This is a genomic window from Micromonospora sp. WMMD730 (assembly GCF_049178955.1).
Lineage (GTDB): Bacteria > Actinomycetota > Actinomycetes > Mycobacteriales > Micromonosporaceae > Micromonospora > Micromonospora wenchangensis.
This window is the reverse complement of sequence record NZ_JBMHML010000002.1, coordinates 6480406-6492712: the sequence shown is the minus strand read 5'-3', so window position 1 is coordinate 6492712 and position 12307 is coordinate 6480406. Positions and strand designations below refer to the sequence as shown.

Here is a 12307-nt window from a genome sequence, read left to right as displayed (position 1 = left end):
CCTACTACAAACTGTCGTTGATGGGGGAGGATGGCCGGCGTGGAAGCTCTCCGACTGGTCCTTCTCTATGTCCATCTGATCGGGTTCGCGCTGCTGCTCGGCGGCGCCGTCGCCCAGTACGTCAGCGGCCGGCTGCGGATCAACGCGGCCATGCTCTGGGGCTCGGTGATCCAGTTGCTGACCGGCGTGGGCCTGTCCGCGCCGCTGCGCGACGGCGACGAGCCGGCCCCCGCCAAGCTTGTTACCAAGTTGGTGCTGGCCCTGCTCATCTTCGTCATGGTCTTCTTCTCCCGGAAGCGGGCGCAGGTGGCCCGTGGCCATTTCCTGGCGATCATCGGGTTGACCCTGGTCACGGCCGCTGTGGCGGTGTTCTGGCGGTAGCCGTCGGGGTCGCCGGGAACGGGACGTTCGCCGCACCCGGCCCGCCGGAACCGGCATGCTGAGTGATGTGCCCCACCCGAGGGTTACGCCGGGATAACGAGCGTTCAACAGTCGTGCACGATTGGCGGCCGGTGGGTGGACGTCGGGCTACGCTCCCGTCCGTAACGTGGGATGCCGGCGGCACAACGCTCGTCGGTTCAAGGGCTGCCACCGCACGAGGCGGTGTGCAATGGAAGGAGACGTCTTGCGCTCTGTGCGTGGGATGCGGATCGCCTCTGCCATCGCGGCGGGTGGGCTCGTGCTGGGTGCTGCCGCGTGTGGTGAGGCGCCGGACGACGACAACAACGCCGGTGGCAGCGGCGACAAGAAGTACAGCGCCTGCATGGTGACCGACGTCGGCGGCATCGACGACAAGTCGTTCAACACCTCCGCCTGGAAGGGCCTGGAGGAGGCCAAGAAGGCCAACGACAACATCGACATCAAGTACGTCGCGTCGAAGGCCGAGGCGGACTACGAGGTCAACCTGACCGGGTACGTCAACCAGAAGTGCGACTTCATCCTGGCCGTCGGTGGCCTGATGCAGGACGCCACCAAGAAGATCGCCGCCGCGAACCCGAACCAGCAGTTCGGCATCGTGGACGCGAACCCGGCCACGGCGAACGTCTACCCGATGCAGTTCGACACCGCCCAGGCCGCCTTCCAGGCCGGCTACCTGGCCGCCGGGATGACCAAGAGCGGCAAGGTCGGCACCTACGGTGGCCTGCCGATCCCGCCGGTGACCATCTTCATGGACGGCTTCGCCGACGGCGTGGCGCACTACAACAAGACCAAGAGCAAGAACGTCCAGGTGCTCGGCTGGGACAAGGCGACCCAGAAGGGTTCCTTCACCAACGACTTCGCCAAGCAGGACGAGGGCAAGAAGGTCTCCGACGCGCTGGTCGCCCAGGGCGCGGACATCGTCATGCCGGTCGCCGGTGGCGCGGGCCTCGGCACCACCGCCGCGGCGAAGGCGTCGGGCGGCAAGTACTCGGTCGTCTGGGTCGACGTCGACGGCTGCGAGAGCACCCCGGACTGCGCGGCGCTGCTGACCACCGTGGTCAAGAACATCCCGGACGCCGTCAAGGACGCCGTGCTCAAGGCCGCCGGTGGCGAGAAGCTCGCCGCCACCCCGGGCTTCGTCGGCAACCTCGCCAACAACGGTGTCTCGATCGCCCCGTACCACGACTTCGACAGCAAGGTCCCGGCGGACCTCAAGGCCGAGGTCGAGAAGCTCAAGGCGGACATCGCCGCCGGCACCATCACGGTCACCTCGAAGGCCCAGCCGACCAAGTGACCGCCGCGTCGGCCGCCACGATGGGATCATCGGCAGCGGCGGCCGGCGGGCACCAGGCATGACGACCGGCCGTCCCGGCGTACGTGGGCAACCCACGGCGTCGGGGCGGCCGGTCCGCGCACCGGTCGGCCGGCACCCCGGTGACCGGCCGACCGGCAGCTAGGCTGCACCATCGCTCGCACTCCAGGAGGTTGCGCTGAGACTCGAACTGCGCGGCATCACCAAGCGGTTCGGTGATCTGGTCGCCAACGATCACATCAACCTGACGGTGGAGCCTGGAGAGATCCACGCCCTGCTCGGCGAGAACGGCGCGGGCAAGTCGACCCTGATGAACGTGCTCTACGGGCTCTACCAGCCCGACGGGGGCGAGATCCTGGTCGACGGCCGGCCGCTGAAGCTCAAGGGCCCCTCGGACGCGATCCGGGCCGGGATCGGCATGGTGCACCAGCACTTCATGCTGGTGCCGGTCTTCACCGTCACCGAGAACATCATGCTCGGCGCGGAGCAGGTCCGGGGCGGCATCGTCGGCTTCCTCGACCGGCGGCGGGCCCGCCGCGAGGTGGCCGAGGTCTCCGCCCGGTACAACCTGCGGGTCGACCCGGACGCGGTGATCGAGGACCTGCCGGTCGGCATCCAGCAGCGGGTCGAGATCGTCAAGGCGCTCACCCGCGACGTCGACCTGCTGATCCTCGACGAGCCGACCGCGGTGCTCACCCCGCAGGAGACCGAGGAACTGCTCACGGTCATGCGGTCGCTCAAGGCGGCCGGCAAGTCGATCGTCTTCATCACCCACAAGCTCGGCGAGGTCAAGGCCATCGCCGACCGGATCACCGTGATCCGGCGCGGCCGGACCGTCGGCACCGCCTCCCCCGAGGCGAGCCGGGACGAGTTGGCCGCGCTGATGGTCGGTCGCAACGTCCGGCTCACCGTCGACAAGCAGCCCGCCACCCCGGGCCGGCCGATCCTGGAGGTCGCCGGCCTGGTCGTCGACGACGACCGGCAGGTCCGCGCGGTGGACGGCGTCGACCTGACCGTACGCGCCGGTGAGGTGCTCGGCGTGGCCGGCGTGCAGGGCAACGGGCAGACCGAGCTGATTGAGGCGATCATGGGGCTGCGCCCGACGCTCGCCGGCACGGTGACCCTCGACGGCGAGCCGATCCACGGCTGGTCCACCAAGAAGGTGCTCCGCGCCGGGGTCGGCTACGTCCCCGAGGACCGCAGCGTCGACGGCCTGGTCAAGGAGTTCAGCGTCGCCGAGAACCTGGTCCTCGACATCTACGACCGGCCGCCGTTCGGCAAGGGTCTGGCGCTGCGGCCGGACGCGATCGCCGCCTCGGCGAAGGAGCGGATCGAGCAGTTCGACGTGCGTACCCCGTCGGCGGACGCGGCGGTCGGCACCCTGTCCGGCGGTAACCAGCAGAAGGTGATCGTGGCCCGGGAGCTGTCCCGGCCGCTGAAGCTCTTCATCGCCGCCCAGCCCACCCGGGGCGTGGACGTCGGCTCGATCGAGTTCATCCACAGCCGGGTCATCCGCGAGCGCGACGTCGGCACCGCCGTCATGGTCGTCTCCAGCGAGTTGGACGAGGTGATCGGCCTCGCCGACCGGATCGCGGTGATGTACCGGGGCCGGATCATCGGCATCGTCGGCCCGGACACCCCGCGCGAGGAGATCGGCCTGCTGATGGCCGGCATCACCCCCGACGCCCCCGCACCGGCCCCGACCGACGGCGCGGCCACCCCGGGCGGTACGGCCGGCGGTGTGACGCCGGCCCCCGAGAGCCCTGGTAACGAGGACGAGGCATGAGCAACCCCAACCCGGTGTCCGGCTCCCCGGACAAGGAACCGGCGACCGAGGCGGAGCTGGCCGGAACCGGCAGGGCCGACCGGGGCGCCACGATGACCTCACCCAAGCAGCCCGCGCCGGGGCCCCGGCCCACGCTGGGCCGGCTCTTCCTGGACAACCTGTGGGCCGCCAACACGGTGACCGTGACGGTCCTCGCCCTGGTGCTGGCGATGCTGGTCGGCGCGGTCCTGATCATCGTGTCCGACCCGGACGTGCTGGCCACCTACGGCTACATCACGGCCCGCCCGACCGACGCCCTGAACGCGAGCTGGACGGTGGTCAGCGAGGCGTACGCCAACCTGTTCAAGGGGGCGGTCTTCGACCCGGAGGCGTCCGGTTTCACCGCCGCGATGAGCCCGATCTCGGAGACCCTCACCTACACCGCGCCGCTGGTGTTCACCGGGCTGTCGGTGGCGCTCGCCTTCCGGGGCGGCCTGTTCAACATCGGTGCCCAGGGCCAGGCGACGATGGGCGTGATCCTGGCCGCCGTGGCCGGCTTCGCGTTGCCGCTGCCCCCGGTGGTGCACCTGGTCGTCGCATTGATCGCCGGTGCGGCCGGCGGCGCGGTCTGGGGGTTCGTCCCCGGCATCCTCAAGGCCCGGACCGGCGCGCACGAGGTGATCAACACGATCATGCTCAACTACGTCGCCGTCTACTTCCTGTCCTGGATCATCGTGCAGAACGGCGTGCAGAACCCGGACCGGGCGGACGCGATCAGCCGCCCGGTCGACTCCTCGGCCGCGCTGCCCCGGCTGCTCGGCGACAACCTGCGGGTGCACGCCGGCATCCTGCTCGCGGTACTCGCCACCTGGGCCATCGCCTGGCTGCTCAACCGCTCGACGCTCGGCTTCGAGCTGCGGGCCGTCGGCGCCAACCCGGAGGCGGCGCGGACCGCCGGCATCAGCGTCACCAAGACGTACGTGCTGGTGATGGTGATCGCCGGGATGCTCGCCGGCCTCGGTGGCAGCCAGATGGTGCTGGGTTCCACCGCGAACGCGCTCACCCCGCTGGTGATCGCGCAGATCGGCTTCGACGGCATCCTGGTGGCGCTGCTCGGCCGGGTGAAGCCGTGGGGTGTGCTGCTGGCCGCGCTGCTGTTCGGCGCGCTCCAGGCCGGTGGCAACCGGATGCAGTCGTACTCCGGGATCTCGCTGGAGCTGGTCACCGTGCTCCAGGCGCTGATCGTCATCTTCATCGCCGCGCCGGCCCTGGTGAAGGCGATCTTCCAGCTCCGGGCCGCCCGTGCCGCCCGGTTGCAGACGAGCCTCGCGAAGGGCTGGTGAGGCATGTCCACCACCGCTGTCCCCGACGTCGCCGTGGCCGCGGTCGACGAGGGTTTCTGGACCCGCCCCCGCAAGGTGGGCCTGGTCCTGCTGGCGCTGGGCGTGCTCGCCACCGTGCTGTTCGGGGCGTTGGCCACCGGCCAGCAGGCCCGGTTCACCCTCAGCGAGACCGAGGGCGGCGCGGCGCTGGAGATCCAGGGCACCCTCGGCGCGATCCTGTTCGGGGTCGTCGCCGCCGCAGCCGGCGGCGCGCTGCTGGCCGGGGTCCCGAAGCGCTGGTTCACCCTGGTCCTCGGGGTGGGGCTGGTCGGCTTCGTGCTGAGCTTCCTGTGCTGGCAGGTCTCCGCCGCCCCCGAGGGCCGCAACTTCATGCCGATGGTCAACATCGTCCGGGGCACCTTCGTCCTGGCCCTGCCGCTGATCTTCGGTGCGCTGGCCGGGGTGCTCTGCGAGCGGTCCGGCGTGGTCAACGTCGCGATCGAGGGGCAGTTGCTGATGGGCGCGTTCAGCGGCGCGCTCTTCGGCAGCCTCAGTGGCAACGTCTGGGTGGGCCTGGTGGCGGCGGCCGTCGGTGGCGCGTTCATCTCGCTGCTGCTCGCCGTCTTCGCCATCCGCTACCTGGTCGACCAGGTCGTGATGGGTGTGGTGCTCAACCTGCTGGCGGTCGGCGTCACCGGCTTCCTCTACGAGCGGCTGATGCAGACCGACGCGGACAAGTACAACAGCGCGCCGCGCTTCGGCAACTGGGAGATCCCGCTGCTGAAGGACATCCCGCTGCTCGGCCCGGCGCTGTTCCGGGGCAACATCTTCCTCTACCTCGGCCTGCTGCTGGTGCTCGTCATCCACCTCGCGCTGTTCCGCACCCGGTGGGGCCTGCGGACCCGGTCGGTGGGCGAGCACCCCACCGCCGCCGACACCCTCGGGGTCAAGGTGCTGGGCCTGCGGTACCGCAACGTGCTGCTGGCCGGGGTGGTGGCCGGCATCGGCGGCGCGTCGTACACCCTGGCGCTCTACAGCTTCACCAAGAACATGATCGGCGGTAAGGGCTTCATCGCCCTGGCCGCGCTGATCTTCGGCCGGTGGAGCCCGACCGGCGCGCTGCTCGCCGCGCTGTTCTTCGGCTTCGCCGACCAGCTCGCCACCTACCTCGGGGCGATCGGCAGCAGCATCCCCAACCAGTTCCTGGCGATGCTGCCCTACCTGGCGACCATCCTGGCGGTGGCGGGGCTGGTCGGTCGGGTCCGGGCACCCGCCGCCGACGGCAAGCCGTACGTCAAGGGCTGAACGACCGGCCCGCTGCGGGCCCGGCGGGGACCTCCCTGCCGGGCCCGCGTCGTCCCCGACGGACGCCGTCCGGGTACGGCCCCGGGCCGGCCGCCGGGAAGCGACGGGCGGCCGACCGGCACCCTTCCCGCACCCGGGTGGGGTGGCCTGGGCAGAATGAGGGGATGAGCGAGATCGACTGGGAGCGCCTGCGGGCCGCCGCGACCGAGGTGATGCGGCACGCCTACGTGCCGTACTCGAAGTTCCCGGTCGGCGCGGCGGCCCTGGTCGACGACGGCCGGGTGGTGGTCGGCTGCAACGTGGAGAACGCCGGCTACGGGGTGACCCTGTGCGCCGAGTGCGGGGTGGTCTCGGCGCTGCACGCCACCGGCGGCGGCCGGCTGGTCGCGATGTCCTGCGTCGACGCGAACGGCGAGCCGTTGATGCCGTGCGGCCGGTGCCGGCAACTGCTCTGGGAGAACGGCGGCCCGGAGTGCCTGGTCGAGTCGAGGACCGGCCCGCTGCGGATGGCGGAGCTGCTGCCGCACGCCTTCGACGTGGCCGACATCGAGGCGGTCGTCGGCGAGAACCCGGTGCCGGTGGTGCCGGACCGGCTGGCCGCCTGGCGGGGGCGGGGCACCGTCTTCGTACACCCGGACCTCTCCGCCGGGCAACAGGTCTGGACGGCGTACTGGGAACGGTCGGCGGGCGACAGCGACGAGGCCGGGCCCGGGGTGCTGGAGGAGGGCCCGAGCTGGGGCGACCCGGCGGAGGCGATCACCTGGGGGCTGGCCCGGACGCCGAGGGTCGTGGTGGTGGACGCGGAGGGCACCATCTTCTGGGCCGGCGAGGGCGAGCCGCCGGTGGAGATCCCGGCCCGCTGGGCCACGTCCTGATCCGTCCGGTTCTCGCGCCGGTTACCGCAACGACTTCAGAGGGAACTCAACGGTGAGTGCTTTTACCGCGGTCGACGTCATCCGGGCCAAGCGGGACGGGGGTGTGCTCAGCGACGGCCAGATCGACTGGGTGGTCGACGCGTACACCCGGGGGCTGGTGGCCGACGAGCAGATGTCGGCGCTGGCCATGGCGATCCTGCTGCGCGGCATGTCGGTGCCGGAGATCGCCAGGTGGACCGCCGCGATGATCGCCAGCGGCGAGCGGCTGGACCTGTCGGCGGTGGACCGGCCGACGGTCGACAAGCACTCCACCGGCGGCGTCGGTGACAAGATCACCCTGCCGCTGACCCCGCTGGTGGCGGCCTGCGGCGGCGCGGTCCCGCAGCTCTCCGGCCGGGGTCTCGGGCACACCGGCGGCACCCTCGACAAGCTGGAGTCGATCCCCGGCTGGCGGGCGTCGCTGAGCAACGACGAGTTCATCGCCCAGCTCCGCGACGTCGGCGCGGTGATCTGCGCGGCGGGCGCCGCGCTCGCCCCGGCCGACCGCAAGCTGTACGCGCTGCGCGACGTCACCGGCACCGTCGAGGCGATCCCGCTGATCGCCTCGTCGATCATGAGCAAGAAGATCGCCGAGGGCACCGGGGCGCTGGTCCTTGACGTCAAGGTCGGCTCCGGCGCGTTCATGAAGAACGTGGCCGACGCCCGCGAGCTGGCCCGGACGATGGTGGCGCTCGGCGACGCCCACGGGGTGCGCACGGTCGCCCTGCTCACCGACATGGCCACCCCGCTCGGCCTGACCGTCGGCAACGCCGTCGAGGTGGCCGAGTCGGTGCAGGTGCTCGCCGGCGGTGGCCCGGCCGACGTGGTGGAGCTGACCCTGGCCCTGGCCCGGGAGATGCTCGACGCGGCCGGCCTGCCCGACGCCGACCCGGCCGCCGCGCTGCGCGACGGGCGGGCGATGGACGCCTGGCGCACGATGATCCGCGCCCAGGGCGGCGACCCGGACGCCAAGCTGCCCACCGCCAACGAGGTGGAGGTGGTCCGCGCCGACACCGACGGCTTCGTCGAGTCCGTCGACGCGTACGCGATCGGGGTGGCCGCGTGGCGGCTCGGCGCGGGGCGGGCCCGCAAGGAGGACCCGGTCAGCGCCGCCGCCGGGGTGGTGCTGCACAAGCGGCCCGGCGACCCGGTCCGGGTCGGCGAACCGCTGTACGAGCTGCGCGCCGACGACACGGTACGGCTGCCGGCCGCACGCGCCGAGGCCGCCCTGGCGGTCCGGGTGTCGGCCACCGCGCCGTCGGCGTCGCCGCTGGTCATCGAGCGGATCGGCTGACGGTCGGCGGCACCGGTCAGCGGTCGGCGCGACGGGGGCCGGCCGACGTGGTGCCGGTCGCGACGGAACGCTATCCTCCCTGGTCAGGGGGACCGAACGGCGGTGACGCCGCGTGAGCAGACAGGGAATCCGATCGTGCTGGTAGCCGCGCCCGATCCCCGCGAGGTCCGCGAGGCGAGCCTCGACGAGTTGTCCCGGTTGCGCCTGCCCCTGCCGCCGGCCCAGTTTCCCCTGGTCTGGGAGCCGGGCGACGAGATCGAACTGCGGCCCACCGTGGAGATCGAGGCCCGCATCGCGGTGCTGCACCTGATCCTGGCCCGGTGCTTCGGGATGCCGGCGCAGACGGCGATGAGCTGGCTGCTCGACTCCCACCTCGTCGACATGGTCACCCCGCCCGAGTGGCAGTTCGTGGTGGGCGGCAAGGGCGACCACCGCTCGTTCGTCCTGCACCACGACGCGCTCTTCTCACTGTCCTGGGTGCTGGGCCTGAGCAAGCAGCTCGACCCGACCATCCCGGTGGACGAACGGCTGGTGGAGCGGATGCCGTACCTGGCCGGGGGGGAGACCTTCGGCCAGTGGCGGGCCCGCATCCTGGCCGCCCCGCAGCACCCGGCGGACGCCGCCGCCCTGCTCGACCTGCACTACTGCCTGGACTGGGCGTACCTGGAGGTGGAGAAGTCGGGGCACCGGCTGCCCGGCCTGGTGGACGCGAACGCGATCGGCCAGCGCCGGTGGGCGTTGGAGTGGGCGGTGATGCTGCGTGGCCCGTACCACGACGAGCCGCCCGGCTGGGAAGAGGTCGACCTCTCCACCTGAGCGTCCCTCGCCCGGCGGCGGGGTCGCGTCCTGTTACCCCGTGGTCAGCGGGGTCGCCAGGCGGTGAGACGTACCGAGGCGGTCACCGTGACCGGGGTGGGCAGCGCGTCGATCGCGGCGGCGAGCCGCGCCGGGTCGGTGTGCCAGGCGCTCGGCCCCATCCCGACCAGGGTGGCCACCTCGGCCCGGTCGAGGGTGAGCCGGGCGGTGTGCACGGTGGTGTGCTCCGGGGTGAACCGCCCGGCGAGGCTGTCCGCGACCCGGTCGGCCTTGGTCGGGTCGACCCGCAGCAGCCCGAGCACGTCGACCAGCTCGGCGAGGTGGGCGTCGGTGGGGGTGACCACCAGTAGTATCCCGGCCGGGTGCAGCACCCGGTGGAACTCGTCGCCGTTGCGCGGGGCGAAGACGTCGAGCAGCACGGCCACCGACCGGTCGGCCAGCGGCAACCGCTGCCAGGTGTCGGCGAGCGCGGCGGCGGCGCGCGGGTGGGCACGGGCGGCGCGGCGCAGCGCCGGCTTGGCGACGTCCAGGGCCAGGCCGACGGCGCCCGGCCACGCCGCCAGCACCGCCGCGAGGTGCCGGCCGGTGCCCGCCCCGGCCTCCACCACCAGCGGGTACGCCCCGAAGCCCACCCCCTCCGACCCGCCCGCCGCCCGGTCCGCCCTCCTGCCCGCCTCAGCCGGTTCGCCAGCGGCTGCCGATCCGATCTGGGCCGCCGGTCCGCTCGCCTCGGTCGGTTCGCTCGCCTCGGCCGGTCCGGTCGCCTCGGCCGGTTCGCTCGCCTTGGTGGGTTCGGTCGCCTCGATCGGGCCGCTCGCGTCGGCGGGGCCGGCGGGCGTTGCCAGGGCGGATGCCGCCGCCTCGGCCAGGGCAGACGAGATCATGTCGTAGTGCCCGGCGGCCAGGAAGTCGGCGCGGGCGGCGACCATCTCGGCGGTGTCCCCGACGTGCGGGGCCCGGCCGGCGAGCAGGGTGACGTACCCCTGGCGGGCCAGGTCGAAGCTGTGCCGGCGGGGGCAGCGCAGTGCGCGGGTGTCGGTGGCGGCGGCCAGCGGCTGGGTGCAGACCGGGCAGCGCAGCCGGGCGACGATCTGCGGGTGCGTCGCGTCGACGGGCTGCTCGAACGGGTGCGGCGCGGTCACCCGCAGCAGCCTACGGCGCGCGGCCGGCCCGCCCGTCGACACATCCGCCCGACGCAGGTGGGGCGATGTAGCGGTATCCGTTCGCGTTGATGCCGCTGTACCGGCGACATTGCGCGTCCGGCCCGCGTCCGGGGCGCGGGCCGCGGGCCGAACGCGGGCCGCGCGAGCCTGATCGCGGGCGGTCGGGGGGCGTGACTAGGGTCGGGGGATGGTCGCAATCCGATACGAGGACATCGTCAAGGTCCCGAAGGCGCTGCTGCACGATCACCTCGACGGCGGCCTGCGGCCGGCGACGGTCGTCGAGCTGGCCGCCGAGGTGGGGCACGAGCTGCCGAGCACCGATCCGGAGGCGCTCGGCCGGTGGTTCGCGGAGGCGGCGCACTCCGGTTCGCTGGAGCGCTACCTGGAGACGTTCGCGCACACCGTCGCGGTCATGCAGACCGCCCCGGCGCTGCGCCGGGTGGCCCGGGAGTGCGCGCTGGACCTGGCCGCCGACGGGGTGGTGTACGCCGAGGTCCGGTTCGCCCCCGAGCAGCACCTGGAGCAGAACCTCACCCTGGACGAGGTGGTCGAGGCGGTCGTCGCCGGGTTCGTGGAGGGCAGCGCGGAGGCCGCCGGGGCGGGCAACCCGATCCGGGTCGGCACCCTGCTCACCGCGATGCGGCACGCCGCCAGGTCGCAGGAGATCGCCGAGCTGGCCGTCCGGCACCGCGACGCCGGGGTGGTGGGCTTCGACATCGCCGGCGCCGAGGCCGGGTTCCCGCCCACCCGCCACCTGGACGCCTTCGAGTATCTCCAGCGGGAGAACTTCCACTTCACCATCCACGCCGGTGAGGCGTTCGGGCTGCCGTCGATCTGGCAGGCGATCCAGTGGTGCGGGGCGGACCGGCTCGGCCACGGGGTGCGGATCGTCGACGACATCACCCCGGGTCCGGTGCCGACGCTCGGCCGGCTGGCCGCGTACGTGCGGGACAAGCGCATCCCGCTGGAGCTGTGCCCGTCGTCGAACGTGCAGACCGGGGCGGTGGCGTCGATCGCCGAGCACCCGATCGGGCTGCTGCGGGAGCTGCGGTTCCGGGTGACGGTGAACACCGACAACCGGCTGATGAGCGGCACTTCGATGTCGCGCGAGATGGCGTTGCTGATGGAGAACTTCGGCTACGGCTGGAAGGAGCTCCAGTGGTTCACGGTCAACGCGATGAAGAGCGCCTTCATCCCGTTCGACGAGCGGTTGGCGATCATCGACGAGGTGATCAAGCCGGCGTACGCGAAGCTGATCGGCTGACTCAGCGGTGCGGGTGGCCGGCGACCAGGTCGGCCACCCGGCGCAGGAACTCCCGCGCGTGCGCGGCCTCGGCACCGAGGCCGGTCTGCCGGCGCAGCACCGCCGGTTCGGCGCGCAGCAGCGCCAGCCCGCGCCGGATCAGCACCCTCGGTGCCTTGCGCTGTTCGGACAGGTCCCGGGCCAGCCGCCGGACGAAGGTCGCCCCGCGCGGCCGGCGCAGCGCGTACGCCCCGGCGAGCAGTCCCCGGCGTCGGCATTCCGCGACGATCTCGGCGGCGAAAATCCCTTCGGCGATGAAGAGTGGCGATCCGGTCACCTCGAATGGCCGGGTGGCCACCCGTCGATCCGCACCGATCGCATAGACCGGCACATCGGCCCGGCCCTGCTGGGCCAGTCGGGCAATTGTCTCCACCGCCGTTCCCGCGTCCCACGACTCGGGCGCGTCCCAGTCGACCAGTCCGTTCTGTCTCGGCAACGTAGGGTCATCACCGTTCTTGTAGAAGTCGTCCAGGCAGAGCACGGGAAGACCGGTTCGTTGCGCTATGTACGACTTTCCAGACCCGGAGGGGCCGGCGAGGAGCACGACGCGGTGGCGATAATCCATTACTTTGGGTAACTCCGGAAAGACGGATTGCGATCAAATTGCATCAACATCTCATCACACCTCCGGCGACCGACAACCTGGGCTTTCTCTTTCAGGGGAGGCGTGATGGAATCTCGGAGGTCCGACCC

General features: G+C 72.0%; 11 protein-coding genes. 9 read left to right on the top strand and 2 right to left on the bottom strand.

What is annotated here, in order from left to right; genetic code table 11:
• The first annotated feature begins 39 nt into the window (after positions 1-39).
• From ACN265_RS27555 to ACN265_RS27520, 8 genes are all read left to right on the top strand, one after another.
• On the top strand, positions 40-381 hold the full coding sequence (locus ACN265_RS27555; RefSeq protein WP_145917841.1) for a hypothetical protein: 342 nt from the start codon (positions 40-42) through the stop codon (positions 379-381).
• Between the two features lie 262 nt (positions 382-643).
• The gene (locus tag ACN265_RS27550; RefSeq protein ID WP_420119206.1) at positions 644-1714 is read left to right on the top strand and encodes a BMP family lipoprotein; all 1071 of its coding nucleotides are present in this window, start codon (positions 644-646) and stop codon (positions 1712-1714) included.
• Between the two features lie 196 nt (positions 1715-1910).
• Positions 1911-3518 carry an ABC transporter ATP-binding protein gene (locus tag ACN265_RS27545; RefSeq protein ID WP_421411652.1) on the top strand — a complete coding sequence of 536 codons (1608 nt, stop codon included), beginning with the start codon at positions 1911-1913 and terminating at the stop codon, positions 3516-3518.
• A complete protein-coding gene (locus tag ACN265_RS27540; RefSeq protein ID WP_420119201.1) occupies positions 3515-4840 on the top strand; it encodes an ABC transporter permease in 1326 nt (441 codons plus the stop codon). Before ACN265_RS27545 ends, ACN265_RS27540 begins: the two co-directional genes overlap by 4 nt.
• 3 nt (positions 4841-4843) lie before the next feature.
• Positions 4844-6124, top strand: coding sequence for an ABC transporter permease (locus ACN265_RS27535; RefSeq protein ID WP_421410530.1), 1281 nt, complete (start codon positions 4844-4846; stop codon positions 6122-6124).
• A gap of 164 nt (positions 6125-6288) precedes the next feature.
• Positions 6289-6999, top strand: coding sequence for a cytidine deaminase (locus tag ACN265_RS27530; protein WP_204927422.1), 711 nt, complete (start codon positions 6289-6291; stop codon positions 6997-6999).
• Positions 7000-7051: 52 nt separating this feature from the next.
• Positions 7052-8332 carry a thymidine phosphorylase gene (locus ACN265_RS27525; protein ID WP_357929034.1) on the top strand — a complete coding sequence of 427 codons (1281 nt, stop codon included), beginning with the start codon at positions 7052-7054 and terminating at the stop codon, positions 8330-8332.
• 135 nt (positions 8333-8467) lie between these two features.
• A complete protein-coding gene (locus ACN265_RS27520; RefSeq protein WP_204927424.1) occupies positions 8468-9148 on the top strand; it encodes a DUF4272 domain-containing protein in 681 nt (226 codons plus the stop codon).
• 44 nt (positions 9149-9192) lie between these two features.
• Here the strand turns inward: ACN265_RS27520 and ACN265_RS27515 are convergent, their stop codons facing one another.
• Entirely contained in the window at positions 9193-10239 is a 1047-nt protein-coding gene (locus tag ACN265_RS27515) for a putative RNA methyltransferase (protein WP_421411650.1), read from the bottom strand.
• Between the two features lie 259 nt (positions 10240-10498).
• Here ACN265_RS27515 and ACN265_RS27510 point away from each other — a divergent pair, with 259 nt between their 5' ends.
• Entirely contained in the window at positions 10499-11575 is a 1077-nt protein-coding gene (locus ACN265_RS27510) for an adenosine deaminase (protein ID WP_421410527.1), read from the top strand.
• Between the two features lies 1 nt (position 11576).
• Here ACN265_RS27510 and ACN265_RS27505 read toward each other — a convergent pair whose 3' ends face one another.
• A complete protein-coding gene (locus ACN265_RS27505; protein WP_232378532.1) occupies positions 11577-12050 on the bottom strand; it encodes an ATP-binding protein in 474 nt (157 codons plus the stop codon).
• Positions 12051-12307: the final 257 nt, after the last annotated feature.